Origin of the sequence: Inquilinus ginsengisoli (assembly GCF_050434925.1) — a bacterium.
GTDB classification, from domain to species: domain Bacteria; phylum Pseudomonadota; class Alphaproteobacteria; order DSM-16000; family Inquilinaceae; genus Inquilinus; species Inquilinus ginsengisoli_B.
The window spans coordinates 3,743,573-3,770,441 of record NZ_JBNDJK010000001.1 but is presented as its reverse complement, the minus strand read 5'-3'; the positions used below and the strand labels follow the sequence as shown (position 1 = coordinate 3,770,441).

General features: G+C 69.1%; 19 protein-coding genes. 7 read left to right on the top strand and 12 right to left on the bottom strand.

Translation table 11 applies throughout. The features are described 5' to 3' along the window. Window positions 1-25: 25 nt before the first annotated feature. Window positions 26-1,072 (top strand): sugar phosphate isomerase/epimerase family protein, encoded by a 1,047-nt coding sequence (locus QFZ27_RS17915; protein ID WP_429227741.1) that lies wholly within the window; start codon window positions 26-28, stop codon window positions 1,070-1,072. 17 nt (window positions 1,073-1,089) lie between these two features. After that, on the top strand, window positions 1,090-2,361 hold the full coding sequence (locus QFZ27_RS17910) for a Gfo/Idh/MocA family protein (RefSeq protein ID WP_429227740.1): 1,272 nt from the start codon (window positions 1,090-1,092) through the stop codon (window positions 2,359-2,361). 69 nt (window positions 2,362-2,430) lie between these two features. On the opposite strand, the gene QFZ27_RS17905 is transcribed toward QFZ27_RS17910, so the two are convergent. Further along, the gene (locus QFZ27_RS17905) at window positions 2,431-3,315 is read right to left on the bottom strand and encodes a polysaccharide deacetylase family protein (protein WP_429227739.1); all 885 of its coding nucleotides are present in this window, start codon (window positions 3,313-3,315) and stop codon (window positions 2,431-2,433) included. Window positions 3,316-3,415: 100 nt separating this feature from the next. Here QFZ27_RS17905 and QFZ27_RS17900 point away from each other — a divergent pair, with 100 nt between their 5' ends. Beyond that, a complete protein-coding gene (locus QFZ27_RS17900) occupies window positions 3,416-4,303 on the top strand; it encodes a LysR family transcriptional regulator (RefSeq protein ID WP_429227738.1) in 888 nt (295 codons plus the stop codon). Window positions 4,304-4,350: 47 nt separating this feature from the next. Here QFZ27_RS17900 and QFZ27_RS17895 read toward each other — a convergent pair whose 3' ends face one another. Continuing rightward, entirely contained in the window at window positions 4,351-4,593 is a 243-nt protein-coding gene (locus tag QFZ27_RS17895) for a MafI family immunity protein (protein WP_429227737.1), read from the bottom strand. An 85-nt stretch (window positions 4,594-4,678) separates the two neighbouring features. Further along, a complete protein-coding gene (locus QFZ27_RS17890) occupies window positions 4,679-5,761 on the bottom strand; it encodes a transporter substrate-binding domain-containing protein (RefSeq protein WP_429227736.1) in 1,083 nt (360 codons plus the stop codon). A 236-nt stretch (window positions 5,762-5,997) separates the two neighbouring features. On the opposite strand from QFZ27_RS17890, the gene QFZ27_RS17885 reads away from it, so the two are divergent. Further along, the gene (locus QFZ27_RS17885) at window positions 5,998-7,782 is read left to right on the top strand and encodes an adenylate/guanylate cyclase domain-containing protein (RefSeq protein WP_429227735.1); all 1,785 of its coding nucleotides are present in this window, start codon (window positions 5,998-6,000) and stop codon (window positions 7,780-7,782) included. 179 nt (window positions 7,783-7,961) lie between these two features. Continuing rightward, window positions 7,962-9,059 carry a lactonase family protein gene (locus tag QFZ27_RS17880; protein WP_429227734.1) on the top strand — a complete coding sequence of 366 codons (1,098 nt, stop codon included), beginning with the start codon at window positions 7,962-7,964 and terminating at the stop codon, window positions 9,057-9,059. Window positions 9,060-9,226: 167 nt separating this feature from the next. Here the strand turns inward: QFZ27_RS17880 and QFZ27_RS17875 are convergent, their stop codons facing one another. Continuing rightward, window positions 9,227-11,125 (bottom strand): glycosyl hydrolase family 28-related protein, encoded by a 1,899-nt coding sequence (locus QFZ27_RS17875; protein WP_429227733.1) that lies wholly within the window; start codon window positions 11,123-11,125, stop codon window positions 9,227-9,229. 186 nt (window positions 11,126-11,311) lie between these two features. After that, entirely contained in the window at window positions 11,312-12,205 is an 894-nt protein-coding gene (locus QFZ27_RS17870; RefSeq protein ID WP_429227732.1) for a LysR family transcriptional regulator, read from the bottom strand. 93 nt (window positions 12,206-12,298) lie between these two features. Between QFZ27_RS17870 and QFZ27_RS17865 the strand changes: the two genes are divergently transcribed. Next, complete coding sequence (locus QFZ27_RS17865) at window positions 12,299-13,282, top strand: aldo/keto reductase (RefSeq protein ID WP_429227731.1); 984 nt, start codon at window positions 12,299-12,301, stop codon at window positions 13,280-13,282. 8 nt (window positions 13,283-13,290) lie between these two features. Here the strand turns inward: QFZ27_RS17865 and QFZ27_RS17860 are convergent, their stop codons facing one another. The 3 genes from QFZ27_RS17860 to QFZ27_RS17850 form a co-directional block, all read right to left on the bottom strand. Beyond that, the gene (locus tag QFZ27_RS17860; protein WP_429227730.1) at window positions 13,291-16,563 is read right to left on the bottom strand and encodes an efflux RND transporter permease subunit; all 3,273 of its coding nucleotides are present in this window, start codon (window positions 16,561-16,563) and stop codon (window positions 13,291-13,293) included. Next, a complete protein-coding gene (locus QFZ27_RS17855) occupies window positions 16,560-19,676 on the bottom strand; it encodes an MdtB/MuxB family multidrug efflux RND transporter permease subunit (protein ID WP_429227729.1) in 3,117 nt (1,038 codons plus the stop codon). The genes QFZ27_RS17860 and QFZ27_RS17855 overlap by 4 nt, the downstream gene beginning before the upstream one ends. A gap of 235 nt (window positions 19,677-19,911) precedes the next feature. Further along, entirely contained in the window at window positions 19,912-21,243 is a 1,332-nt protein-coding gene (locus tag QFZ27_RS17850) for an MdtA/MuxA family multidrug efflux RND transporter periplasmic adaptor subunit (RefSeq protein WP_429227728.1), read from the bottom strand. Between the two features lie 148 nt (window positions 21,244-21,391). On the opposite strand from QFZ27_RS17850, the gene QFZ27_RS17845 reads away from it, so the two are divergent. Next, window positions 21,392-22,723 carry a hypothetical protein gene (locus QFZ27_RS17845; RefSeq protein WP_429227727.1) on the top strand — a complete coding sequence of 444 codons (1,332 nt, stop codon included), beginning with the start codon at window positions 21,392-21,394 and terminating at the stop codon, window positions 22,721-22,723. A 33-nt stretch (window positions 22,724-22,756) separates the two neighbouring features. On the opposite strand, the gene QFZ27_RS17840 is transcribed toward QFZ27_RS17845, so the two are convergent. The 4 genes from QFZ27_RS17840 to QFZ27_RS17825 all read right to left on the bottom strand — a co-directional run bounded on the left by QFZ27_RS17840 (window position 22,757) and on the right by QFZ27_RS17825 (window position 26,865). Beyond that, the gene (locus QFZ27_RS17840) at window positions 22,757-23,359 is read right to left on the bottom strand and encodes a hypothetical protein (RefSeq protein ID WP_429227726.1); all 603 of its coding nucleotides are present in this window, start codon (window positions 23,357-23,359) and stop codon (window positions 22,757-22,759) included. Then, window positions 23,356-23,934, bottom strand: coding sequence for a hypothetical protein (locus QFZ27_RS17835; RefSeq protein WP_429227725.1), 579 nt, complete (start codon window positions 23,932-23,934; stop codon window positions 23,356-23,358). Before QFZ27_RS17835 ends, QFZ27_RS17840 begins: the two co-directional genes overlap by 4 nt. Then, the gene (locus QFZ27_RS17830) at window positions 23,931-24,476 is read right to left on the bottom strand and encodes a hypothetical protein (protein WP_429227724.1); all 546 of its coding nucleotides are present in this window, start codon (window positions 24,474-24,476) and stop codon (window positions 23,931-23,933) included. Before QFZ27_RS17830 ends, QFZ27_RS17835 begins: the two co-directional genes overlap by 4 nt. 274 nt (window positions 24,477-24,750) lie before the next feature. Continuing rightward, the gene (locus QFZ27_RS17825; protein ID WP_429227723.1) at window positions 24,751-26,865 is read right to left on the bottom strand and encodes a pyridoxamine 5'-phosphate oxidase family protein; all 2,115 of its coding nucleotides are present in this window, start codon (window positions 26,863-26,865) and stop codon (window positions 24,751-24,753) included. Window positions 26,866-26,869 lie beyond the last annotated feature (4 nt).

Here is a 26,869-nt window from a genome sequence, read left to right as displayed (position 1 = left end):
GCGACTTCAGATCCGGGAGGATTCGATGACCAACAATTTTCCGAAGCTGCACAATGCCGCCTGGCCGGGAATCGTCGGCAAGGGCGGCGATTCCGAGCCGATCATTCCACTCGACACGCTCCTGCGCCTGACCGCCGACGCCGAGGTCGACGGTGTCAGGTTCGACGGCATCGACCTGTTCATCACCGATCCGCATGTCTCGATCGACAGCGACGCGGATGCGGTCAAGCGGATGGCCGACCATATCGCCGGCTATGGGCTGAAGGTGGGCTCCTTCGTCGCGCCGATCTGGGGTGGTGCCGGCGGCGGATCGGCCATGGGCTCGGCCGACGACCGCAAGCGCTTCGTCACCCAGGTCCGGAAGGCCTGCGCCATCGGACAGCAGATGCGCGCGCTCGGCATCCGCCCGACCGGCGGCATCCGGATCGACTCCTCCACCGGCGTCGAGGCCTGGGACCGGGATCCGGAGGGCAACACCCGGCTGATCGCGCAGACCTTCCGCGAGGCCGCCGACATCGCCGAGGACCATGGCGAGTTCCTCGTGGCCGAGGGCGAGATCTGCTGGGGGGGCATGCATTCCTGGCGCGAGATGGTCAAGCTGCTCGAGTTGGTCGATCGCCCCGGCGTGGTCGGCTACCAGGCCGACATGGCGCATTCGATGCTCTACACGCTCGGCTACAATGCCGAGCAGGACCGCATCCTGCCCAAGGATTTCGACTGGTCCGACCAGGCGACGCTCGATGCCGCCTATCGGAAAGTCGCCGATGCGCTCCGGCCCTGGACCATGGATTTCCACGTCGCGCAGAATGACGGCACCGTCTTCGGCTCCGGCGACCATGAGAAGACCGGCCGCCACTGCCAGGTCACGGACCCGAACGGCAGGCTCGATATCACCAGGCATGCCGGGTATTGGCTGCGCGACGGCGACGGAACCCTGACCAGGCGGATGCGCCATATCTGCTGGGACGGCTGCATGTTCCCGAACGCGGTGATGGAGGACCAGAAGACCTGGAATGCCGTGCTCGGCGCCATGATCAAGGTGCGCGACGCCCATGGCTGGCGCGAAGACTGAAAACGGGGGAAACAATAATGACCAAGACACTCAATGTCGGCATGGTCGGCTACGGCTTCATGGCGCGGGCCCATTCCAATGCCTGGGGCAAGGTCTCGCAGTTCTTCGACACCGGCTACCGGCCGGTCCTGAAGGCCGTCGCCGCCCGCAATGGCGAGAAGGCCACGGCCTTCGCGCAGATGTGGGGCTATGAGGGGGTCGAGAGCGATTGGCGCAGGCTGATCGAGCGCAAGGATATCGACGTGATCGATATTTGCACGCCGAACGACAGCCATGCCGAGATCGCGATCGCGGCGGCCAAGGCCGGCAAGATGGTGACCTGCGAGAAGCCGCTGGCCCGCAGCGCCGCCGAAGCCCTGCCGATGGTGCAGGCGGTCGAGAAAGCCGGGGTGCCGAACATGGTCTGGTACAATTATCGCCGCGTGCCGGCGGTGAGCCTGATAAAGCAGATGGTCGACCAGGGCCTGCTCGGCAGGATCTATCACTACCGCGCCAAATTCCTGCAGGACTGGACCATCTCACCCGACGTGCCGCAGGGCGGCGCCGGGACATGGCGGCTGGATGTCGACGCGGCCGGCTCGGGCGTGACCGGCGACCTGCTGGCGCACTGCATCGACACGGCGATCTGGATCAACGGTTCGATCAACAACCTGACCGCGATGACCGAAACCTTCGTCAAGCAGCGCAAGCATGCGCTGACCGGCAAGGTGCAGCAGGTCGGCATCGACGATGCCGCGGCGGTGCTGGCCCATTTTTCGAACGGCTCGCTCGGCACCTTCGAATCCACCCGCTACGCACGCGGCCACAAGGCCGCCTATACGCTGGAGATCAACGGCGAGAAGGGTTCCTTCGCCTGGGACCTGCACGACCTCAACCGTCTCGCCTGGTTCGATCACCGCTCGCCCGGCGCGCTCCGCGGCTGGACCTCCATCCTGGTCACGGACGGCGAGCACCCCTATCTCGGCAAATGGTGGGTGCCGGGGCTGACCATCGGCTACGAGCATTCCTTCGTGCACCAGGTCGCCGATTTCCTGCAGGGCCTCACCGACGGCGAGCCGGCCGCGCCGACCTTCCGCGACGCGCTGGAGACGACCGTCGTCTGCGACGCGATCATCGCCTCGGGCAGAACCGGGCAATGGGTCGACGTCGAGACGCCCGGGCCGGCCAAGGCGCGGAAAGCCAAGGCGACAAAGCCCGCCGCTGCTTCCAGGGCCGGCACTTCCAAGGCGGAGAAAAATAAGGCCAAGGCAGCAGCCAAGCCGAGCGCGAAGGGAAAGAAAACCGGATGAAGACCGCGGCTGGAGCGGCGCCTTGATCTTCATCCCGGACATTCCGGCCCAGCTTTCGGCTTGGGGTGCTCAGCGCTCCTGACAGTTCGCCCGGTACCAGTCGGCGATCTCGCTGCCGGTGGCGAGCCAGACCTCGTCATGCGCGGCGATATGGGCGAGCGCCTTGGCGAAATGCCGGGCCCGGTGCGGGTGGCCGATCAGGAACGGGTGCAGGGCGATGCCCATCACCCGGCCAGTCACGGCGCCATCCTCGTACAGCACGTCGAACTGGTCGCGGATCGTCTGCGCGAACTGCTCGCCGGTCTGGCCCTGGAAGAGGAAGGCGTTGAAGTCGTTGATCTCGATCGAATAGGGCAGCGACAGCATCGAACCGCTCTTCACCCGCATCGGATAGGGCTGCTCGTCATTGACCCAGTTGGCGACGTAGTCGATGCCGGCCTCGGCCAGCAGGTCGAGCGTGCGGTGCGATTCCGTCAGCGCCGGGCTGAGCCAGCCGCGCGGCCGCCGGCCGGTGGCCTGCTCGATGGTGTCGACCACGCGGCGGATGATGTGCCGCTCCTCCGCCTCCGGCTGGGCGTGGATCAGGGTGGAGTTGGTCTCGCCATGGCCCATCCACTCCCAGCCGAGTCCCTGCCCCGCCTCGATGATGCGCGGATAGTGCCGGACGACGTCGGAGTTGAGCGCTACCGTGCCTCTTACGCCGTGCTTCGCCATCACCTCCATCAGCCGCCAGATGCCGACCCGGACGCCGTAGTCGCGCCAGGAATAGTTCAGCACGTCGGGGACCAGGCCATTGGTGTGCGGGTTGATCGCGCTGGACGGCCGGTCGAACAGGAAATGCTCGATGTTCGGGGTGACCCAGACCGCGACCCGGGCGCCGTTCGGCCAGCGCAAGGGCGGCCGGTCGACGATGGCGGAATACGGGAACCGGTCGTGATGCTGAGGTGCGTCCATATCTGCCTCCTGCGGTCGATGACTGCCGACAAGGTGAGGCCGCGGCGCATTCCGGAGAATTGGGCTAGAGTTCCGGACACTTGGGATCTGAATGTCCGGAATGACCATGCGGCACACCGACAGCCTGGGCGCGCTCGACGCCTTCGTCCGCGCCGCCGAGGCGCGCAGCTTCACAGCGGCGGGGCGGCAGCTCGGGGTCTCCTCCTCCGCCATCGGCAAGGCGGTGGCGCGGCTGGAGCAGCGGCTGGGCGTGCGGCTGCTGCACCGCTCGACCCGCTCGGTGACGCTGACGCCGGAGGGGGCGCTGTTCCTGGAGCGCTGCCGGCGGATCTTCAGTGAGATCGAGACCGCCGAGACCGAGCTGGCGCAGACCCAAGGCACGCCGCGCGGCCGGCTGCGGGTCAGCCTGCCGCTGGCCGGCATGCTGATGATGCCGACCCTCGGCGCCTTCATGCAGGCCTATCCCGAAATCGAGCTGGACCTCGACTTCACCGACCGGCTGGTGGATGTGATCGAGGAGGGTTTCGATGCCGTGATCCGCGCCGGCGAGGTCAGCGATTCCCGGCTGATGAGCCGCTTCCTGGGCGTGTTCCGGCTGCAGCTGGTCGCGGCACCCGGCTATCTCGCGCGCCGCGGCGTGCCGCGGAGCCCGGAGGAGCTGACCGGCCATGCCTGCCTGCAGCACCGCTTCGCCACCAGCGGCAAGTTCGAGCCCTGGCCGCTGCGTGGCGAGGTAGCGCTGCCGAGCACGGCGGTGGCGAACACGATCGAGCCGCTGATCGCCCTAGCCGAACAGGGGCTGGGCATCGCCTGCCTGCCGGACTTCGCCATCCGCCGGCAAATCGAAGAGGGAAGGCTGGCGGTGGTGCTGGCCGACCACACCGCGCATGAGGGCGTGTTCCGCCTGCTGTGGCCGTCCAGCCGCTACCCTTCGCCCAAGCTGCGGGTGTTCGTCGACTTCCTGGCGCGGCACCTGTTTCCAGTGTAGAGCCCGCGGCGATCCGGAGCAGTCGGAGTCACGACCGAAAAGGACGGTTACCGGCCCTCAGGGTACATGAGGCTGGCTGCTTGCTGCATAGCCGCCTTGGTGTGTTCGCTCGGCGTCAAATTCAGCTCCGAGAGAGCCGCGGCCAACTCATCCCATGCCAGCCCGTATTCACGATGGTCGATGAAGTGCCGTATATCGCTCACGCTCCCCGCGGGAAGGCGGGATTGCTCTCGTTCAAGCGCCGTTTCCAGCAACGTCTCCAGCTGTTCCCAGAGTTGCTGGTAGTCCATCTGGCCTCCCATTCCGCCAGGAGAGAGTACCGCCGCCCAGCAATGACGGCAAAAGGATCGAATGCGGCCGGCGCCGTCCCCTCCCTTACCCCTTGCCGAACCAGCGCTGGCGCAACTCCTCGTAGCTGCCGTCCTGGCGCATCGACAGCAGGGCGGCGTCGACGTCGCGGCGCAGGTCGCTGTCGTTGCGGAAGACGAAGCCGTAATCCTCGGGCTGGAACACCGGCCCGGCCAGGCCGGCGCGCCCCAGCCCCTTATGCGCGGCGATGTATTGCAGCACCGGCGCGTCATAGACCACGGCGTCGACCTGGTCGTCGATCAGGGCCTGGTACGCGTCCTCGGCATTGGCGAAGGCCACGGACTGGATGCCGGCGGCGCCGAGATAGCGGGCCGAGGTGGTGCCGCCGACGGTGCCGACCGCCTTGCCCGGCAGGTCACCGGGGCCGTTGATCTCCTGCCGGATCTGCTGGACCGTCAGGCTGGCCGTCAGCGTCGCCGTGTAGAAGGCGACGAAGACCACGCCGGTGAACATCCACAGCACCGCGACGCCGCGGGAAATCCAGTGGCGCGGCATCGCATCCGCCTGGGTGGCCAGGGTGCCGAGGCCCCAGAAGAAGGCCTGGAAGATCCCCGGGAAATAGCGCCGGGTGCCAATGATGCCGTCCGGCTGGCCGCGTTCGACGAACCAGACGATATGCGCCGGGATGATCGTCAGCAGCCCGGCGATGCCGAGCCAGACCAGCACCGCGGGCGACAGCAGCAAGTGCAGCAGGCTGCCGAAGGCGTTGGCCTCGCGCCCCGGCCGCTGGCTGCGCGTCAGGATGCCGAGGCCGGCATTCAGGATCGGCTGCGAGAAGTCGTAATCGGTGATGCGCTCGGCGGTGATCGAGATCGCGCCGACCCCGACATCGGCCGCCCTGGCGGATACGGCGGCGAGCTGGGCCTGGACGCTGGGCACCACCGTGAAGGCGGTGGTCCAGTGGCGGCGGCTGGCGATCGCGTTCCACAGGTCGATGCTGAAGCCGCTGAGCTGGCCGTTGGTCTGTTCGACCATCGGCGGGATCACGCGCACCGCCACCGGCACCACCCGCTGCGGCTCCTGCGCCGCGGCCGGCAGGGCCAGAGCCACCGCCGCCATGATCGTCAACACCCACAGCCTTGCCGACACCGCATTCGCTCCCGGGGACGCAGAGGCTGCATCCTGGCGGCGGCGGCGGCGTCGGGCCCAATGCCTTCGCGTCATGGTGCCAGATCGCGGGCACATGGTGGGCCGACAGGGCCGGCCCGAACCGGTTCTTGACGACGCAATGCGCAACGATCGAATTTGAGGCGTATACTGCATATGGATTTATGGCAGCGGCCCCGTCGGCCTGCTGCCGCTGAGGGAGGGCTGGACCCGAGGCCATGAGCGACCATCGCAAGCTGGCGGCGATCCTGGCCGCCGACGTGGTCGGCTTCAGCCGGCTCGCCGGGGCGGACGAAGACCGCACCCTGGCGCGGCTGCGCGCCTTGCGCAGCGACCTGATCGACCCGACCATCGCCGTGCACCAGGGGCGCGTGGTGAAGCGGACGGGCGACGGGTCGCTGGTCGAGTTCCGCAGCGTCGTCGACGCCGTGCGCTGCGCGATCGAGGTGCAGCGCGCCATGGTCGAGCGCAATGCCGGCGTGCCGGAGGACCGGCGGATCGTGTTCCGGATCGGCATCCATCTCGGCGACGTCGTCGAGGAGAGCGACGGCGACCTGATGGGCGATGGGGTGAACATCGCCGCGCGGCTGCAGAGCGTGGCGGCGCCCGGCGCCATCTGCCTGTCCGAGGACGCCTATCGCCAGGTCAAGGCGCGGCTCGACCTTTCGGTCAGCGATCTCGGCAGCACCCAGCTCAAGAACATCGCCGATCCGATGCGGATCTATTCGCTGCAGGTCGGCGCCGCAGCGGGTGCCGATCCCGCGCCGCAGCCCAAACCGGCCGCGCCCGCCGCGGCGGCGCCGCTGTCGGGGAAGCCGTCGATCGCGGTGCTGCCCTTCACCAACATGTCGGGCGACCCGGAGCAGGAATACTTCGTCGACGGCATGGTCGAGGACATCATCACCGCGCTGTCGCGCTTCAACCAGCTGGCGGTGATCGCGCGCAATTCGACCTTCATCTACAAGGGTCGGGCGGTTGATGTGCGCCAGGTGGCCCGCGAGCTGGGCGTGCGCTACGTGCTCGAAGGCGGCGTCCGCAAATCCGGCAACCGGCTGCGCATCACCGGCCAGCTGATCGACGCGGCGACCGGCGCCCATCTGTGGGCGGAGCGGTTCGACGGCAACCTGCAGGATGTGTTCGACCTGCAGGACAAGATCACCGCCAGCGTCGTCGGCGCGATCGAACCGACGGTGCTGAAGGCGGAGATCGAGCGCGCGCGCCGCAAGCCCACCGAGAATCTCGACGCCTATGACCTCTATCTCCGGGCGCTGCCGCATGTGTACGCCATGCGCCCGGACGAGAACCTGCTGGGCTATGGCCTGCTGACCAAGGCGATCGAGCTCGAGCCGACCTACGCCCCGGCGCTGGCCCATGCCGCGTGGTGCCTGGAGCAACGGCTGTCGCGGGCGTGGCCGGCCGTCGGCGCCGACGATCTGGGGACCGCCGTCGCGCTGGCCCGCCGGGCCGCCGCCGCCGGCAGCGACGATCCCCTGGCGCTGGTCGTCGCCAGCTTCGTCCTCGTCATGGCCGGGCGGGACTATGGCGCCGGCCTCGACGGCGTGCGTCGCGCGGTCGAGCGCAACCCCGGTTCGGGGCAGGTCAACTTCCTGGCCGGCACCGCGCTGGTCTGCGGCGGCGATCCCGAAGCCGGGCTGGTGCTGGCGGAGCGGGCCATGGCGCTGGGTCCGCTGGATCCCGGCTATTTCATGTTCCTGACGGTCGCCGGACTGGCCCATCTGTTCAGCGGCCGCCCCGCCAAGGCCCTGGAGCTGGCCCAACGGTCGGCCGCGCTCAACCCCGGCTGGGACACGCCCTACTGGGCCCTGATCCCCGCCTGTGTCCAGCTCGACCGGCTGCCGGAGGCGCAGGCGGCGCTTGGCAAGTTTCTGCCCCTGGCGCCCGGAATGACCGTTTCGGCGCTGCGGGAGTGCCTGCCGCTCAGGGACGCCACGTCCCGGGACATGATTCTCGACGGGTTCCGGAAGGCCGGCCTGCCGGAGTGAGCCGCCGGCTGCCGGCGCGGATCGATGCGCGGACGGCATCGATCGATACCCGTTTCAGCTTGGACGGCGAGACCGGGGCCATAGACCCTGCCGAGGGGAATAGAGGCACCGAGGTGCCCGTCGCCTCTCAGGGAGGGATCATGCACAGTGCGTTGAAGCTGTTCGCAGGAGTCTTCGTCATGGCGTCATCGCTCACCGCATTCGGCGCGGCGCCGGCGGCTGCGAAGTCCTTCGTCTATGTCTCCAATGCGGATGACGGGGACATCGACAGCTATGCCCTGGACCGGGCGACCGGCGCGCTGACGCCGCTCGGCAAGACCCCGGCCGGGCCGAAGGTGATGCCGATGACGCTCAGCCCGGACAAGCGGCATCTCTACGCCGTGCTCCGGTCGGAGCCCTTCGCGGTCCTGACCTATGCCATCGATCCCGCCAGCGGTGCGCTGCGGCAGGAGGCGACCGCGCCGCTGCCCGACAGCATGGCCTATGTCTCGACCGACGCCACCGGCCGCTTCCTGTTCACCGCCTCCTATGGCGGCGACAAGGTCGCGGTGAGCCCGATCGATGCGGACGGGCTGGTGAAGGCGGAGGCGAGTCAGGTGATCCCGACCGGCAAGAACGCCCATGCGATCCGCGCCGACCGGACCAACCGCTTCGTCTACGCCACCAATCTCGGCAGCGACCAGATCGTCCAGTTCCGCTTCGATGCCGCCACCGGCAAGCTGACGCCGAACGATCCGCCGGTGGTCAAGACGACGGCCGGCGACGGCCCGCGCCACCCGGTCCTGTCGCCGGACGACAGGCAGCTCTATGTGCTGTGCGAGCTGTCCGGCAACGTCCTCCGCTTCGCGGTCGACCAGGAGAAGGGAACGCTGACCCTGCTCGACAGCACCGGCACGGTGCCGGCGGAGGCCGGCCTGGTGCCGGGCACGCCGCCGGGAGCGCCGGCCAGCGACAAGCCGAAGATCTGGGCCGCGGATCTGCAAGCCACGCCCGACGGCCGCTTCCTCTACGCCACCGAGCGGACGACCAGCCGGATCGCGCTGCTCTCGGTCGACCCCGCCACCGGGAAACCGACCTATGTCGGCAACACCCCCACGGAGACGCAGCCGCGCGGCATCCGGATCGATGCGAGCGGAACCTGGCTCGTCGCCTCGGGCGAGAAATCGGACCGGCTGTCGGTCTATCGGATCGACAAGGCGAGCGGCGCCCTGACGCCGGTGGGCCGGTATCCGGTGGGCCGCGACGCCAACTGGGTGGAGATCGTCGACCTGCCGTAGCGTCGGGCCGCCCCAGCGTCCGATTTCGCAAGCAACGAGCCGGCGCCTCGACGAACCGGCCGGATGGGGCGAGCCGGGCCCGCCCCATCCTTCTCCTCACGACCGCATGACGCGGACGCTCAGCAGGGATTCATATCAGCCACGAAGCCCTGCTGAGCTGCTCGTCATCAGTCCAGCAGCCATCTCGTCGCGATGATCGCCCGGAAATTCCGGTTCTGCCCTGGCGCCAGAGTGAGCGGCACGGCTGATCCGTTGAGCGAGGTCCCGGCGACCGGGTAGACCTTCAGATTGTTCGTCGAGTTGTTCCACACGCTGACCCGGCGGCCAGGGGCCGGGGTTGGCAGCACGACACCCTCCGCCGACCCGGCTGTCGTCGACGTGATGTTGTTGAGGCCGGCAGTCAACGGGGTTGCCGTAGCCAGCGTTGTGCCGGCAGCGGCAATGCCATCGGCGGTGGTGTCTTCGAAGAAGCCGCCGGTCAGCCTCACGTCACCGGGGAAGTCTCGGCGCGAAATGACAATGCCGTCTCCTCGGCGGCAAGCGTAAGTCCCGACAAGAACCTTTCCGGGGACTGACACGGGAAATGCAATCGGCTCGCCCGAAGGCACGCCATCGCCGCCCTCGAAGGTGCAGTGATCGAAGTCGAACACAGGCGGACGGGTCGATCCGCCCAGAGGCACCCATTTGCCGGGCACAGTCGTCGTGACCGTGTCAAAATATTCACGCTTCCCGAAGTGGCAAGCGGTGAACTTTGCCCCGGTCGACCAGGAGCCGGCAAAATAGTACGTGTGCGTCGCACCGCCGAGGAAGAAACAAGAGGTAAAATTGATCGCAAAGGGGCTGATCGTCGGCCCGATTTCCGGGTTGGCAGTCGGGTTCGAGTAGATCGTCCACCCATTCGTCGGGTCGGTCGAGAACTGACAGGAAGTGAATTCCAGAAGATCCAATGCCTGGCCGACGATCTGCACGCCGTTCAGCAAGACGCTGTCGGAGATTCTGGCATTCTGAGCTTCGATCTCGGTACGTCCCCGATGGATGTGAATATTGTTCGCCCAGATCCCGCCACCGGGCAGTCGCAGAGAGAAACCGATCTGCGGGGTGCCGCCACGATAGTTGAGGTTCTGCACCAGGCTGTCGGCCGCGCCGTCGACGACGATGCCTTTGACGATCGCGTTCTCGGCCAGCCAGCCGGTGAATTCGTTGATGCAGGACGGCGCCACGCCGCCGGAACCGCTGGCTGTGCCGATCCAGGAGATATCGATGGCTACATCGGCAATGTTGGCGGCGTCGACATGGAGGTTCTTGACTGCCCGGAAAGCCGCATTCCGGCCGAACAGCACCGCCTCGCCCGTGAAGCCGGGCAGCGCGAAGATGCGGGCGCTGAAATTGGCAAAGACATCGCCGAAGAAGGCTCGGACGAACGGCTGCTCGCCCGCCATGGGCTTGCCATTGTTCACCCACGCGTTGCCGTTCAGGTAAATCGGCGCCGTCACCCCATAGCTGCCCTTCGGGAGGCGGACGAACTTGCCGCTCGGAAGGCTGGCGTTGATCGTGGCCATGATGGCGGGGCCATCATCGGCCAAACCATCTCCCTTGGCGCCGAACCATTTGACACTGTAAGGCTCGTCGTCTTCGACGATCCGCAACCAGCGACCTTTGCTGTCCGGCAAAGCAAGAGCGTTCGGTCGAAAAGAGATACCGTCGTCGGCCACGGCAAAAGTGCGGCCTGTCGCGGTCTCAGTCGCCGACAGCGAAAGCGTGACGGTTGTACCGGAGATTGCCGTAATGCGCGTTTTAGCCGGAAACCCCGGTACGCCCTGACCGCTGACCTCCATCCACACGCGGAGCTGGGAAACATTGGTGGCGTTCTGAATGAGATTTGAGCCAGAGGTAATGTTGCCGGCAAAGCTGATGGCAGCATCACCCTTCCAAAAAAAGTGCCCTCCGCCTCCATCTCCCGCAGCGTAATATCCTTCTACGTACACAGAATCAAAATCAGTTGTTGAACCGATAGAATATTGACGCATATCATCAATATTGGTGAAAATTCCACGATCGGTTGGCATGCTGACCTCCTTCTGGATACAGAAGACATTATGATTGGAGTGAAAACATCGCGCAATGAACATTTTGTTTAGTTAATTGAATATTGGAATCGGCAGTTATCGCCCTCTCGCAGTTGGAAGAGCACACAAACGAGGCCGCCGGCGATGGGATGCCGAGCGGCGGCGCAGCCAGCGCCGCCCGCGACGTCAACCCCGGTGGCGCAGGGCGTCCACCAGCAGGGCGAAGGCGGCGGAGGGTTGGCGCCGGCTCGGGTAATACAGGTGATAGCCTGACCAGGGCGGGCACCAGTCTTCGAGCACGCGCTGCAGACGGCCCCTGGCGAGGTGGGGCCGCGCCAGGTCCTCCGGCACATGGGCCAGGCCGAAGCCGGCCAGCGCGGCGTCGAGGATCTGGAAGATGCCGTTGAAGACGAGCTGGCCTTCCACCCGCACCCTGACCTCGCGGCCGTCGCGCTCGAACTCCCAGGCGTAGAGGCCGCCATGGGTCGGCAGGCGCAGATTGATGCAGCTGTGCCCGACCAGGTCCTGCGGCGTCCGCGGCGGCGGCCGTTTGGCGAAGTAGGATTTCGCGCCGACGACGGCGAAGCCGAGATCGGGACCGATGCGCACCGCGATCATGTCCTGGGCCACCTGCTCGCCCCAGCGCACGCCGGCGTCGTAGCGCTCCGCGACGATATCGGTCAGCCCGTAGTCGCTGACCAGCTCGACCTTGATGTCGGGATACCGGGGCAGGAATGTCTCCAGCTTCGGCCACAGGATCGACCGGATCGCATGGTCACCGGCGGTGATCCGGATGGTGCCGGCCGGCTTGTCCCGCAGCTCGCTGACCGCGGCCAGCCCGGCCTCGATCTCCTCCAGCCGCGGCTCCACGGTGTGCAGCAGGCGCTCCCCCGCCTCGGTCAGCCCGACGCTGCGCGTGGTGCGGGTCAGGAGCCGGATGCCGAGCCGGGTCTCGAGCTGGCGGATGGTCTGGCTCAGCGCCGATTGCGAGACGCCCAGCTTCGCCGCCGCCTTGGTGAAGCTCCGCTCCCGCGCGACGGCGACGAGGGCCACGAGATCGTCCAGGCTGCCGCGCTGCATTCAGAGGCCCTGCTTATATATCCTTGCGGATTATAGCGCCTAGTCGCAGGCGGGCCACACCTTAGACTCCAGCTCAACTCACCGGAGGACGACATGCAGACGCGCACGCTTGGACAAGCCGGCCTCGAGGTCTCGGCGCTGGGGCTGGGCTGCATGGGCTATGGCCCGATCGCGGACAGGCAGGCCCTGATCGCCCTGATCCGGGCCGCCGTCGAGCGCGGCGTCACCTTCTTCGATACCGCCGAGACCTATGGTCCGTTCACCAATGAGGAGATCGTCGGCGAGGCCCTGGTCCCGGTCCGCGACCAGGTGGTGATCGCCACCAAGTTCGGCCACGACATCGACCTGGACACCGGCAGGCGCCTCGGCGGCCTGAACAGCCGACCCGACCACATCAAGGCTGCAGTCGAAGGCATGCTGAGGCGGCTCCGGACCGATCGCATCGACCTGCTGTACCAGCATCGGGTCGACCCCGACGTGCCGATGGAGGATGTCGCCGGGGCGGTCAAGGAGTTGATCCAGCAGGGCAAGGCCAGGCATTTCGGCCTGTCCGAAGCCGGCGTGCAATCGATCCGCCGGGCGCATGCCGTCCAGCCGGTCACCGCGCTGCAGAGCGAGTACTCGCTGTGGACGCGGGAGCCGGAGGCCGACGTGATCCCGGTGATCGAGGAGCTCGGGATCGGCCTGGTGCCCTACAGCCCGCTGGGCAAGGGCTTCCTGACCGGCAGGATCGACGACGCCACAACCTTCGACAGCGCGGACCTTCGCAGCCGCATCCCGCGGTTCGAGCCGGAGGCCCGCCGGGCGAACCAGGCCCTGGTCGACCTGCTCCGCGCGGTCGCCGATCGCAAGGGCGCGACGCCGGCGCAGGTCGCGCTCGCCTGGCTGCTGGCTCAGAAGCCCTGGATCGTGCCGATCCCGGGCACCCGGAAGCTCGAGCGCCTGGAGGAAAATCTCGGCTCGGTCGCGGTCGTGCTGTCGGCCGACGACCTGCGCGAGATCGAGCAGGCCGCCTCCAGGATCGAGGTCCAGGGGCCGCGGTATCCGGAGGATATCCTGAAGCTGTCCGGCCGCTGAGCAGACGCCTACTCCGCCGCCTCCGGCGCGCTGCCGGCCAGCCGCGGGAACGCCCGTGCCCACCGACCCCGCGCCCAGTGCCGGAAGCGGTCGAGCACCAGGTACAGGACCGGGGTGGTGTAGAGCGTCAGCACCTGGCTGACGATCAGCCCGCCGACGATGGCGATGCCCAGCGGCTGGCGCAGCTCGCTGCCGGCGCCGAAGCCGATGGCCAGCGGCACGGCGCCGAAGATCGCCGCCATCGTCGTCATCAGGATCGGCCGGAAGCGCAGCAGGCTGGCCTGCAGGATCGCCTCGCGCGGGGCCAGGCCGCGGCTGCGCTCCGCCTCCAGCGCGAAGTCGATCATCATGATCGCGTTCTTCTTGACGATGCCGATCAGCAGGATGACGCCGATCATCGCGATCAGGCTGAACTCGGTGTCGAACAGCATCAGCGCCAGCACCGCGCCCACGCCCGCCGAGGGCAGGGTCGACAGGATGGTGAGCGGGTGGATCGTGCTCTCGTAGAGGATGCCGAGCACGATGTAGACCGCCGCCAGCGCCGCCAGGATCAGGATCGGCTCGTCGCTCAACGAGCTCTGGAACACCTGGGCGGTGCCCTGGAAGCTGCCATGGATGGTGGCCGGGACGTGCAGCGCCACCATCGCCTGCTGCACCGCCGCCGCGGCGTCGCTGAGCGACTTGCCCGGCGCCAGATTGAACGAGATCGTCGTCGCCGCGAACAGGCCCTGGTGGTTGACCGAGAGCGGCGTGTTGCCCGGGCCGACATGGCTGATCGCCGACAGCGGCACCATCGTCTCCGCCGCAATGCTGACCGCGGCGCCGCTCGACGTGCCCTTGCGGCCGGCATTGGCCAGCGCATTGGTGTTGGCGTTGGCGGCGGACTGCGCCGCCAGGCTGGCGGCGCCGGTGCCGGTGGCGCTGGCCGGCGCGTTGGTGCTGGCGGTGCCGCCGGCACTGCCGCCCGAGGTGCTGATGTAGAGGTCCTTCAGCGTCTCCGGGCTCTGCCAATACTGCGGCGCCACCTCCATCACCACGTGGTACTGGTTGATGGCGCTGTAGATGGTCGAGACCTGGCGCTGGCCGAAGGCGTCGTAGAGGGTGTTGTCGATCTGCTGCGGCGTGATGCCCAGGCGGGCGGCGGTGTCGCGGTCGATGACGATGTCGGTCTCCAGCCCCTTCTGTTGCTGGTCGGAGTTGACGTCGGCCAGCACCGGGCTGGCCTGCAGCGCCTGCAGCAGCTTCGGCCCCCAATCCTGCAGCTCGGCTGAGGAATCCGACTGCAGCGTGTACTGGTAGGCGGCGTTGCTCTGCCGGCCGCCGGCGCGGATGTCCTGGGCCGAGACCAGGAACAGCCGGCCGCCGGGCACCACGGCCAGCTTGTCGCGCAGGCGAGCGATGACGTCGTCGTCGCCGATGCCGCGCTGAGACAGCGGCTTCAGCGTGACGAAGACCTGGCCGGTGTTGGTCTGCGACCGGCCGCCGCCCCCGCCGCCGGTGAAGCCGACGACGCTGTCGACCGCCGGGTCGGCGCGGACGATGTCCATCAGCTGCCCCAGCTTCTGCTGCATCAGCTGGAACGAGATGCTCTGGTCGGCGACGATGCCGCCGACCAGCCGGCCGGTGCTCTGCTCCGGGAAGAAGCCCTTCGGGATCACGGCGAACAGCGCGACGTTCAGGCAGACCACGCCGAACAGCACCAGGACCACGAAGCCGCTATGGCGCAGCGCCCAGCCCAGGGTCCGCTCATAGGCCCGCATCACCCGGGCCAGCGGTCCGGGCCCGCTGTCGGGCCGGCGGGGCCGGCGGCACAGCAGCAGGGCGCACAGCATCGGCGTGGTGGTCAGCGAGATCGCCATCGACACGCCGATGGCGATCGAGAGGGTCAGCGCGAATTCGCGGAAGATCCGGCCGACCAGCCCGCCCATCAGCAGGATCGGAATGAACACCGCGACCAGCGAGATGCTGATCGACAGCACGGTGAAGCCGACCTCGCGCGCGCCGCGCAAGGCCGCCTGGCGCCGCGGCATGCCGGCCTCGACATGGCGGGAGATGTTCTCCAGCACCACGATGGCGTCGTCGACCACGAAGCCGGCGGCGATGGTCAGCGCCATCAGCGACAGGTTGTCGAGGCTGTAGCCGACCAGGTACATGGCGCCGAAGGTGCCGATGATCGAGACCGGTACCGCCACCGCCGGGATGATCGCGGCGCGCGGGTCGCGCAGGAAGGCGAACACCACCAGCATCACCAGCGCCACCGAGATCAGCAGCGTCAGCTGGGTGTCGTTCAGCGAGGCGCGGATGGTGCCGGTGCGGTCGGCCGCCGGGGTGATCTCGATGTCCCGGGGCATCGCCGCGCGCAGATGCGGCAGCTCGGCCTTCACCCGGTCGACCGTGTCGATGATGTTGGCCCCGGGCTCGCGGAACAGCAGCACCAGCACGGCGGGCTTGCCGTCGGCCAGGCCGGCATTGCGCAGGTCCTCGACCGAATCCTCGACATCGGCGATGTCGGACAGCCGCACCGTGGCGCCGTTGCGGGCGGCGATCACAAGCGGCTTGTAGTCCTCGGCCTGGCTGGCCTGGTCGTTGCTGTAGATCTGGAAATGCCGGCCGGCCTCCTCGATCGACCCCTTCGGGCTGTTGGCGTTGGCCGCCGCCAGCGCGGCGCGGACATCCTCGAGCCCGATGCCGTATTGCGCCAGCGCCTGCGGGTTCAGCTCGACCCGCACCGCCGGCAGGGCGGCGCCGCCCAGCGTCACCTGGCCGATGCCCTCGATCTGCGACAGCCGCTGCTCCAGCACATTGCTGGCGGCGTCGTAGATCTGGCCGCGGGTCAGGGTCGGCGAGGTCAGCGCCAGGATCAGCACAGGCGCATCGGACGGATTGACCTTGCGGTAGGTCGGGTTGCTGCGCAGCGCCGCCGGCAGGTCGGCCCGGGCCGCGTTGATCGCCGCCTGCACGTCGCGCGCGGCGCCGTCGATGTCGCGGTTCAGGCCGAATTGCAGGGTGATGCTGGCCTGGCCGACCGAGCTGCGCGAGGTCATCTGGGTGACGTCGGCGATGGCGCCGAGATGCCGCTCCAACGGGCTTGCCACCGTGGCCGCCACCGTCTCCGGGCTCGCCCCGGGCAGCGAGGCGGAGACCGAGATGGTCGGGAAGTCGACCTGCGGCAGCGGCGACACCGGCAGCTTCAGATAGGCGAAGAAGCCGGCCAGGACGATGCCGAGGGTCAGCAGCGTGGTCGCCACCGGCCGGGCGATGAAGGGGGCGGAGAGGTTCACGCCCCCTCCTCCCCCTCGGTGAAGCGCGAGCGTGGGCGGCGGCCGGTGATGCGCTCGGCCAGCCGGTCGAAGGCCAGGTAGATCACCGGGGTGGTGAACAGGGTCAAGAGCTGGCTGACCACCAGCCCGCCGACGATCGCGACGCCGAGCGGCCGGCGCAACTCGGAGCCCATGCCGCTGCCCAGCATCAGCGGCAGGGCGCCCAGCAGCGCCGCCATGGTGGTCATCAGGATCGGCCGGAAGCGCAGCAGGCAGGCCTGGTAGATCGCCTCGCGCGGCGGCTTGCCCTCCTCGCGCTCGGCCTGCAGCGCGAAGTCGATCATCATGATCGCGTTCTTCTTGACGATGCCGATCAGCAGGATGATGCCGATGATCCCGATCACATCCAGCCCGTCCCCCGCCGCCATCAGTGCCAGCAAGGCGCCGACCCCGGCCGAGGGCAGGGTGGACAGGATCGTGATGGGATGGATGAAGCTCTCGTAGAGCACGCCCAGCACGATGTACATGGTCGCGATCGCGGCCAGGATCAGCAGCGCCTCGTTCACCAGCGAGGACTGGAAGGCGGCGGCCGAGCCCTGGAAGGCGGTGACGAAGCTGTCGGGCAGGCCGACCTCGGTCTCGGCCTTCTGGATCGCGTCGACCGCGGCGCCGAGCGACGATCCCGGCGCCAGGTTGAACGAGATCAGCGTCGCCGGGAACTGGCCGAGATGGGTGATCTGCAGCGGCCCGGCCCGCTGCTCGACCTTGACGATGGCGGAAAGCGGCACCTGCCCGTCGGAGGACAGCGAGGACGGCAGGTACAGCGCCTTCAGCCCGTCCAGCGACTGCTGCAGCGACGGGTCGGCTTCCAGGATCACGCGGTACTGGTTGGCCTGGGTGTAGATGGTCGAGACGATGCGCTGGCCGAAGGCGTCGTACAGCGCGTTGTCGACCGTGGCCGGGGTGATGCCGAAGCGGGCGGCGGTGGCGCGGTCGATCACCACGTCGACGGCCAGCCCCTGCTGCAGGTAGTCGCTGGCGACGTCGGCGATCTCCGGCACCTGCTGCAGCCGCTGCATCAGCTTCGGCACCCAGTCCTTGAACTGGTCGAGATCGGCGTTCTGCAGCACGAACTGGTACTGGGTGCGGCTGACGGTGGAATCGATCGTCAGGTCCTGCACCGGCTGCAGGTAGAGGGTGATGCCGGGCACGCCGGCGACCTCACCGCGCAGCCGGTCGATCACCGCGCCGGCGGTGGCGCTGCGCTGGCCGAGCGGCTTGAGGCTGATCAGGAAGCGACCGCTGTTCAGCGTGGTGTTGGTGCCGTCGACGCCGATGAAGGAGTTGAGGCCGGCGACGTCCGGATCCTTCAGGATGGCCTCGGCCAGCGCCGATTGATGCTTCGCCATCTCGGCATAGGAGATGGTCTGCGCCGCCTCGGAGATGCCCTGGATCATCCCGGTGTCCTGCTCCGGGAAGAAGCCTTTCGGGATCACCACATAAAGCGCGACCGTCAGGCCCAGCGTCGCCGACGCGACCAGCAGCGTCAGGGCCTGGTGGTCGAGCACCCAGCCGAGCGCGCGGCCGTACCGGCCGACGATCCAGTCGAAGGTGCGCTCGGCGCCGCGATCGAAGCGGCTGCGCTCGGCCGCCGGCCGGTGGCGCAGCAGCCTGGCGCACAGCATCGGCACCAGGGTCAGCGACACCACGGCCGAAATCACGATGGTGACCGCCAGGGTGACCGCGAACTCGTGGAACAGCCGGCCCACGACCTCGCCCATGAACAAGAGCGGGATCAGGACGGCGATCAGCGACACGGTCAGCGAGATGATGGTGAAGCCGATCTGCTCGGCCCCCTTCAGCGCCGCCTGCAGCGGCGTCTCACCCTCCTCGACGAAGCGGGCGATGTTCTCGATCATCACGATGGCGTCGTCGACCACGAAGCCGGTGGCGATGGTCAGCGCCATCAGCGACAGGTTGTCGAGGCCGAAGCCCAGCAGGTACATCGCCGCCAGGGTGCCGACCAGCGACAGCGGTACCGACAGGCTGGGGATGATGGTGGCGGCCGCGGTGCGCAGGAACAGGAAGATCACCAGCACCACCAGCGCCACCGACAGCATCAGCTCGAAGCCGACATCGGCGACCGAGGCGCGGATGGTGACGGTGCGGTCGCTGAGCACCGCGACCTCGGCGGCCGCCGGCAGGGCGGTCTCGAGCTGCGGCAGGATCGCCTTGATGCCGTCCACCACCGCGATCACGTTGGCGCCGGGCTGGCGCTCGATGTTGACGATGATCGCCGGTGTCGTGTCGGCCCAGGCGGCGAGCTTGCCGTTCTCCGGCCCGCTGACCACGGTGGCCACGTCGGACAGGCGGATCGGCGCGCCGTTGCGGTAGGCCACGACCACGTCGTTGTAGTCCTCGGCCTTGGTGATCTGGTCGTTGGCGTTGATCGTCGACGACCGGGCCGGCCCGTCGAAATTGCCCTTCGGCGTGTTGACGTTGACGTTGCCGAGGGTGGTGCGGACATCGTCGATGGCGAGGCCGTAGGCGGCCAGCGCCTGCGGGTTCACCTGGATGCGCACCGCCGGCCGCGCGCCGCCGCTGAGGCTGACCAGGCCGACGCCGGGCTGCTGCGAGATCTTCTGCGCCAGGCGGGTGTCGACCAGGTTCTGCAGCTCGGTCAGCGGGATGGTCTTCGAGGTGACGGCCAGCGACAGGATCGGCGCATCGGCCGGGTTGACCTTGGCGTAGATCGGCGGTGCCGGCAGGTCGCCCGGCAGCAGGTTGCCGGCGGCGTTGATGGCGGCCTGCACCTCCTGCTCGGCCACGTCGAGGCTGAGGTCGAGGTTGAACTGCAGGGTGACGACCGAGGCGCCGGCCGAGCTGGCCGAGGTCATCTGGTTCAGCCCCGGCATCTGGCCGAACTGCTTCTCCAGCGGCGCAGTGACGGAGGAGGTCATCACCTCCGGGCTGGCCCCCGGGTAGAAGGTCTGCACCTGGATGGTCGGGTAGTCGACCTCCGGCAAGGCCGACAGCGGCAGGAAGCGGTAGGCCACGGCGCCGACCAGCAGGATCGCCGCCATCAGCAGCGAGGTGCCGACCGGCCGCAGGATGAACAGGCGGGACGGATTCATGGCCGGGCTCCGGCCGGGTGGGAGGACGGCGCCACGGCTTTCGCGTTGCCTCTCCCGCGTGCGGGAGAGGTCGGAGACGCGCAGCGGCTCCGGGTGAGGGTCCTTCGTCGAGGCCGAGGCCAGCCCTCACCCGGACATCCTGGCGGATGTCCGACCTCTCCCGCCAGGCGGGAGAGGCAACGCGATGAGCCGACGTCCATCTCGTTCATCCGATGCCCCCGCAGCTGGAGGGCGCTCATGGGTTTGTCGCGGGCTGCTGGGTCTGGTTGTCTCGGCGGCGGTGCTGGCCCTGGCTGCCGTCGCCGGTGCCCTGGCGATGGCGCGGCTGGTTTGCCCGGCCGTCTGCGGGAGCCGGAGCCGCCTGCGCCCCGTCGCCGCCGGCGACCGTGACATGGGCGCCGTCGCGCAGGCGGTCGGTGCCGTCGACCACCACCCGGTCGCCGGGCTGAAGGCCGTTCTCGACCGCGACCATGCCGCCGTCGGAGGCGCCGGTCTTGATCGGCCGCACCGCCACCGTGTCGCCGGCGCCGACCAGGTAGACGAAGGCGCCCGGCGCGCCGTGCTGGACTGCGGCGACGGGGACGGTGACCACGTCTTGCCGCGTCTCCACCAGCAGCCGGGCGTTGACGAACTGGTTCGGGAACAGCGTCTCGTCGGCATTGTCGAAGCCGGCGCGCAGCTTGACCGTGCCGGTGGTGGTGTCGATCTGGTTGTCGAGGGTCGACAGCGTGCCGGTCGCGATCCGGGTGGTGCCGGAGCGGTCGAAGGCGATCACCGGCAGGCTGGCGCCGGCATGAAGCCGGGCCTGGATCTGCGGCAGGTCGTCCTCGGGCAGCGAGAACACCACCGAGATCGGGTGCAGCTGGGTGACGATGACCAGCGCGTCCCCGACCTGCACGTAGTTGCCGGGATCGACCTGGCGCAGCCCGACCCGGCCGTCAACCGGCGAGATGATGTGCGCGTAGTCGAGGTTCAGCTTCTGCGCGTCGATCTGCGCCTGGTCGGAATGGATCATGCCCTGGTCCTGCTGCACCAGGAAAGCCTGGTCGTCGACCTGCTGCCGCGAGATGGCGTTCTGCTTCACCATCTGCTGGTCGCGGGCCAGGTCGCTCTGGGCCTGGGCGAGGACCGCCTGGTCCTTGGCCAGCTGCCCCTGGTCCTGCTCCAGCGCCACCTGGTAGGGGCGCGGATCGATCTGGGCCAGGAAGTCGCCCTTCTTCACCACCTGCCCTTCCTGGAAGCCGACCTCGGTCAGCTGGCCGGCGATCTGCGGCTTGACCGTGACGGTGGCGAGCGGCGTGACGGTGCCGAGCGCGTCGAGGGTGATGCGGATGTCGCCCTTGCCCACGGTGGCGACGCCGACCGGCTGCGGCGCGGCGTCGGCGAAGCGGCCGCCGCGGGCCGGCGGCGCGCCGGGGGCGGTGACCACGTGCCAAGTCGCGACCGCGATCAGCGCCGCGGTGGCGAGGCCGAGGGTTCCCCACACCAGCCGCCCGCGGCGTCGCGCCGGGGCAGGCCTTTCAGTCTCCTCGACCGGCCGCTGTCGGTCCTCGACGCGAGCATCCATGGATCGGTCACCTTGAATCCGGCGGCCCCCCTCCGCCGTGCTACACGGCCGGACGGTGCGGGTCCGTCGGGCGGGCGGATCGTGGCCGGATAGGGCACAAAGACGCAGGTCGCGCGTTAGTGTGGCCGTTGGCGTGTGGGGGGAACGGATGCATCGGGAGTTGCTGGCGCCACTGGCGCTGACCGCAAAGCTGTGGTGGCGCTTCTGGCCGCAGCTGACGCTGCTCATGCTGGTCGGACTCCTGCTGAACGACCAGCTGCTGCTGCTGTCGGTCCATATCGGCTTCGCCGACAGCTCCCTCGGCCTGGCCGCGCTGGCGCTGGTGGTGCTGACCAAGCTGGTCGTCACCGTCCTCGGCTTTCTGCTGATGCGGCCGGCGCTGCCGGCCGTCGCCGCCGCCCAGGCCCTGTCGGCCGGGACGGCGGTGCCGATCACCGGGCCCGATCCCGACACCGTCAGCATGCCTGCCCCGACCACACCGACGCGCCGGCAGCGGCTGACCGGCTTCGCCACCACCCTGACCATCGCCCTGGTGCCGTTCTTCGCCTACTACGCAGCCTGGGGATTCCTCAACGACACCATCCGCGAATATTCGATGCTGTCGCTGAACCTCGCCCCCTTCGGTGAGAGCGCCAACCTGCTCGACGCGATCGGCGCCCGCTGGCTCGTCGTCTCGGTGGTGGCCACCTGGATCCTGCGCCGGCTGTTCAAGGCGCTGCGCGACCGCACCGACGCCCCGATCTGGAAGCTGCTGATCGTGCTGTGCGAGACCAACTGGGTCTTCATCGGCCTGTTCGTGCTGTCGCAGTGGAAGGACGAGGCCATCGCCTGGGTGGCCAGCGGCGCCGCCTGGGAGTGGCTCGACCGGATCCTGCAGACGATGCTGACCCCGATCTCCACCGCCTTCGCCGCCGCACCGATCGAGCAGCCGCCGCCCGATCCGTCGGCCGTCGCCACCGGCCTGTTCTTCTATGCCCTGCTGCCGCTGATCTGGCTGGTCATGGCGGCACTGATCTACGGCCACGACCTGCGGGCCGATCCGGGCTGGCTGCGGCACCGGCGGCTGGAGCGCATCGGCAGCCGCTACGCCGCCCTGCCGAAATTCCTGCGCGACTTCATCGGCCATTTCATCGGCGGCTACCGCAGCCGCTATCTGCCGATCGCCAACAGCATCCGGCTGGTGCTGCACGCCGACCTGTTCCTGCTCCTCGTCTTCGTCGTCGGCTGGCGCGGCATCGGCTGGGCGGCGGATTGGGCTTGGATCGGGGCGACGCATCTGATCGGGCCGCACCCGCTCGATCTCTGGCAGGTGCTGGGCGACGGCCTGGCGCTGCTGTTCGGCAGCCCGTCCGGCACCACGCCCGGCATCCTGGTCGAACCGCTGCGCATCTGCCTGATCGCCGCGGTGCTGGAGACCGCCTTCGCCCGGTCGCAGGCACCGGCCGAGTCCGAAGCGAAGGCTGAGGCGGCGGCCGGCTAGAGGCCCGGCCGGCGCCCCGGCCCCCCCGGGCGCTCACCGGGAGTCGAGGTGGAAGCGCAGGTAGCGGGGCCGCTCCCCGTCCATGCTCACCGTCGGCTCCACCGTCCCGGCGACATCGTGCGGAACGGTGAAGTCCTGCTCGATCCGCAGCACCGTCCCTGGCGCCCGCGGCTCCAGCGTCGCGGCACCGCAGGTCATGGTGCCTTCGGTCGCGCGCGGGCCGCCGAAGCTGCCGGCCGACCAGCGCCGGCCCTGATCGTCCCGCAGCGCCACCTGGCAGCGCCGCCACAGCGTATCGATATTCGGCTCGCGCACGGTCACGGCGAAGCGGACCCGGACGGGCGTGCCCTGCCCTTGCCGGCGCGGCCAGCCGGAGTCCTTGAGCGGCAGGACCTCCACCGTCTCCAGCTTCCAGTCGGCGCCGGCGAAGCGGGCCTCGAGACCAGCGGATACGCCGAGCTCGAACAGCTCCTGGCCCTGCCACCACTCCTCCAGATCCCCTCGGGCGGTGATCAGGAAGGTGGCGGGCAACGCCACCAGCAGCCCCCACAGGCAGAGGCGGCGCCACCGCCTTTCGCCGCGGTCGGTCGGAACCAGGGCGGCGGCATCCTCGCCCGGCTGTTCGGCCGTCGTCATTCGATCGCCCCCGGAGTGCGGTCGAGGTCCAGGCTGTCGAGGATCGGCAGGGCGCCGCCGCCGGCGCCGAGCTTGACGCGGACGATGGAATCGAGCGGGACGAGGCCGGCATTCGGGGCCACGAAGGTGGCGCCGCGGGCCTGGTCCTCGCGGATCTCGAAGATGAACCAGCCGCGCCGCGGCAGGCCGGGCTGGAGCATGGCGCCGGCCAGCAGCGACCTGACGCCGGACAGCCGGTCGCTGTGCGAGTAGAGCAGCCCGGCCGGCCCCTCCCAATAGGCGTCGTTCACCAGGGTGGTCTCGGACCGCGCGGCCAGGGTTGCGGTGACGACCGCCCAGAGGCCGGAGGTGTCGCGGCTCTCCTCCTTGCCATAGGCCTTGAAGCGCAGCTGCCGGGCGAACTGGATCGTCTCGATCCGGATCGTGAACTTCCGCGCGGCCACGGTGTCGCCGATCTGCCCGCCGGACGGGATCGCCGCGATCATCTCGTCATAGACGGGCGTGGTCCACTGCATCGCCAGAAGCAGGAGGGCGGCGACCAGGAGCGCCGCCAGACGGGCGAGCCACCGCATCATGCCGGATCCGGCGCCTGGACGGGCATGTCGACGGTGCCGAGCACATGCGGGTTGTACCAGCCGGACATGCCCCAGAGATTGTCGCGCCGCTTGTAGACCCTGCCGTGGACCGTGAGCTTCAGCACCGGAGGCACCGCGGCATCCTGCGGCAGGGTCCAGACCAGCGCCAGCCGCTCCGCCATGTCCGGGTGCAGCTCCGCCGCGCGGGCGCGGTCGCGCAGCAGGAAGACGTCCGGCTGGTCCTCACCGACCGGCGGGTCCAGGGTCAGCAGGCGATAGAAGCTGTTGCTGGATTCGGCGGTGCGGTTGGTCAGCTCGACCTCGACCACCACCGCCTTCTCGCCGTCCCGGACCTTGCGCCCGTCCGGCGTGGCACTTTCGACCCGCGCGGACAGCGGCACGACGCGCCATTCGCCGGCCTCGATCGGCGCACCGGCCGGGAAGCGCGGCACCGGCTGATCGGTGCGGTAGGAGGCGATGGTCATGCCCAGGGCCAGCCCGGCAGCCAGCAAGCCGCCGATGCTCGTGGTCAGCCAGACCACGGTCCTGCTCTTCAATCCGCCAAGCCGCTGTCCGAACGACATCCCGATGCGCCGAGGCGCTCCCCCACCCCACAGGACCGATCGAACGCATGAGGCAGGGTTTGGTTCCCTGTCGTGGCTCTCGTGAAGATCCCATCGACCTCAAACAGTACCGTCATCGCGAGGAGCGAAACCCCTTTTGAGCTTAGGAAGGGCGATCCAGCGGCTCGATTTCTGAATGGCCACGCCCCTTCGGGGCTCGCCATGACGGTATAGAGGATTCGGTGCGTACGCCTCACAGCTCCAGCACCACCCGGCCGCTGGCGGGGACGGCGCAGCAGACCAGGGCCTCGCCCGGGCGGGGCGCGCCGGCGGGCGGCTCGGCGTAGGTCACGGCGCCGTCCAATACCCGCGCGGTGCAGGTGCCGCAGAGCCCAGTGCGGCAGCTCCACGGCGCCCCGATCCCGGCCGCCTCGGCGAGGTCGAGCAGCGTGCCTTTCGATGGATCCCACGCGGCGCGGCGGCCGGAGGCACGGAACTCGATCTCGGCGGTCGCGACCGCGGCAGGAAGTGCCGCCGCGTCCATCGGCGCGGCCGATCCGGCGGCAAAGGCTTCGCTGCGGATCCGCTCCGGCCGCACGCCGAGGCTCGACAAGATCTCGCGCATCGCCTGCATGAAGCCGGCCGGGCCGCAGAGATAGACGTCGTAATCGTCGAGCGGCAGCAGCCGGCGCAGCAGCGCGGCGTCGATGTGGCCGGCGTCGTCGTAGTCGCGCCCCGGCACGTCCTGCGGCCGCGGCCGGCTGTAGCGGATATGGGTGGTCAGGGTCGGCGCCCGCGCCGCCAGGGCACGGAGATGGTCGGCGAAGGCGTGCTCGGACCCGTCGCGCGCGGCGTGGACGAACCAGATCCCGCGGCCGGGATGGCGCAGCCGGTCCGGATTGCGGCCGATGAGGCCGTTCAGCATCGCGATCATCGGCGTCACCCCGACCCCGGCCGACAGCAGCAGCACCGGCCGGCGGCTGTCGGTGTCGAGCACGAAGTCGCCGCGCGGCGCCAAGGCGCGGATGGTGTCGCCGACCCGCACTTGGTCGTGCAGCCAATGGCTGGCCAAGCCCGCCTGATCGCCGAGCCCGGTCTCGCGCTTGACGCTGATCCGGTAGGTCCGCCCGTCCGCCGCATCGGACAAGGTGTAGGTGCGACGGACCGGCTGGTCGCGGCCGGGGATGTCGAGCGCGATCGGCAGGAACTGGCCGGGCTGGTGCGGCACCACGCTGCCGCCGTCGGCCGGCTCCAGAATGAAGGAGCGGATGGTCGCGCTCTCCTGCACGATCCCGGCCACGGTGAAGGGCCGCAGCGTGTTGCGCGACGCCTCGGCCTTCGCCACCCGGCCGGCCTCGTCCCAGGTGCCGGTGGCGGCCAGTTGCACCGCCTGCTGCGGCGCCGACCAGCGCAGCGGCACCGCATCCTCGATCCAGCGCCCCTCCTCCACCCGGAAGCGCAGCAACCGCTCGGCCCCGGCGAAGGCCGCGACCTCCGGCCCATCCCACACCACCTCGGCGGTGCCGGTCAGCAGCAGCACGCCGCCGGTGTCGAAATCGACGAAGACCAGGCCGGCGCGCGGGTCGACCTCGATGTTGCCGAAGGTGTTGAAGAAGAAGTTGCCGACGAAGTCCGGCGCGGTCAGCACTGTGCGCCCGCCCTCCTCCGTCCCCCGGACGAAGCCCGGCCGGCCGCCGCGATGCGAGACGTCGACGCCTTCCGAGGGCGCCTCGCCTTCGACCGCGTCGGCGGAGCGCGTGGCGATGAAGAAGGTGTCGGCCGCCGCGACCAGCGCCGCCGCTCGGGACGACAGCACTTGGCCCTCGGCATGTACCGGCTGGACCTCGCCCAGGCTGTCCGGCTCGGCAACGAAGCTGGGCCGGCGCGCCTGGATGTATTGCGGGCAGTTGCCGAAGCTCTGCCCCACCGTCACGGCGAAGCGGCCATCGGCCCATTCGCTGACGGTGCCGTTCATCCGGTTGCGCCGCCGCGTCTCCAGCTGGATGCCGAGCAGCCCGACCGGCGCGCCGGCCGCGAGGTTGTCGCCCAGCGGGTCGCCATAGGCCGGCCGCGCCGCCACGGTCAGGGTGCGCGGGTCGGGCGACTGCAGGAAGCCCGGCCGGCCGGACAGGATCGAGGCCCAGGGCCGGCCCTGCCGGTCCAGGCTGCCGACCACGATGAAGGGCAGCATGGCGAAGAAATCGCGATGCTGGTCCGGCATGATGCCGCGGATCGCCCGGCGCCCGCCCGCCGCCATCCGCTCGCGCACCCCGGCCCGGGTCTGGGCGGCCACCTCGCCGGGATGGAAGGGTGGCGCCTCGTGCGGCCAGCCAGGCAGCGGCGCGGGAGCGGCAATGGTGTTGGGCATGACG

Coding starts and splice junctions, on each gene's coding strand:
- QFZ27_RS17915 (WP_429227741.1), top strand. CDS start 26: ATGACCAACAATTTTCCGAAGCTGCACAATGCCGCCTGGCCGGGAATC.
- QFZ27_RS17910 (WP_429227740.1), top strand. CDS start 1,090: ATGACCAAGACACTCAATGTCGGCATGGTCGGCTACGGCTTCATGGCG.
- QFZ27_RS17905 (WP_429227739.1), bottom strand. CDS start 3,315: ATGGACGCACCTCAGCATCACGACCGGTTCCCGTATTCCGCCATCGTC.
- QFZ27_RS17900 (WP_429227738.1), top strand. CDS start 3,416: ATGACCATGCGGCACACCGACAGCCTGGGCGCGCTCGACGCCTTCGTC.
- QFZ27_RS17895 (WP_429227737.1), bottom strand. CDS start 4,593: ATGGACTACCAGCAACTCTGGGAACAGCTGGAGACGTTGCTGGAAACG.
- QFZ27_RS17885 (WP_429227735.1), top strand. CDS start 5,998: ATGAGCGACCATCGCAAGCTGGCGGCGATCCTGGCCGCCGACGTGGTC.
- QFZ27_RS17880 (WP_429227734.1), top strand. CDS start 7,962: ATGGCGTCATCGCTCACCGCATTCGGCGCGGCGCCGGCGGCTGCGAAG.
- QFZ27_RS17875 (WP_429227733.1), bottom strand. CDS start 11,125: ATGCCAACCGATCGTGGAATTTTCACCAATATTGATGATATGCGTCAA.
- QFZ27_RS17870 (WP_429227732.1), bottom strand. CDS start 12,205: ATGCAGCGCGGCAGCCTGGACGATCTCGTGGCCCTCGTCGCCGTCGCG.
- QFZ27_RS17865 (WP_429227731.1), top strand. CDS start 12,299: ATGCAGACGCGCACGCTTGGACAAGCCGGCCTCGAGGTCTCGGCGCTG.
- QFZ27_RS17855 (WP_429227729.1), bottom strand. CDS start 19,676: ATGAATCCGTCCCGCCTGTTCATCCTGCGGCCGGTCGGCACCTCGCTG.
- QFZ27_RS17850 (WP_429227728.1), bottom strand. CDS start 21,243: ATGGATGCTCGCGTCGAGGACCGACAGCGGCCGGTCGAGGAGACTGAA.
- QFZ27_RS17845 (WP_429227727.1), top strand. CDS start 21,392: ATGCATCGGGAGTTGCTGGCGCCACTGGCGCTGACCGCAAAGCTGTGG.
- QFZ27_RS17840 (WP_429227726.1), bottom strand. CDS start 23,359: ATGACGACGGCCGAACAGCCGGGCGAGGATGCCGCCGCCCTGGTTCCG.
- QFZ27_RS17835 (WP_429227725.1), bottom strand. CDS start 23,934: ATGATGCGGTGGCTCGCCCGTCTGGCGGCGCTCCTGGTCGCCGCCCTC.
- QFZ27_RS17825 (WP_429227723.1), bottom strand. CDS start 26,865: ATGCCCAACACCATTGCCGCTCCCGCGCCGCTGCCTGGCTGGCCGCAC.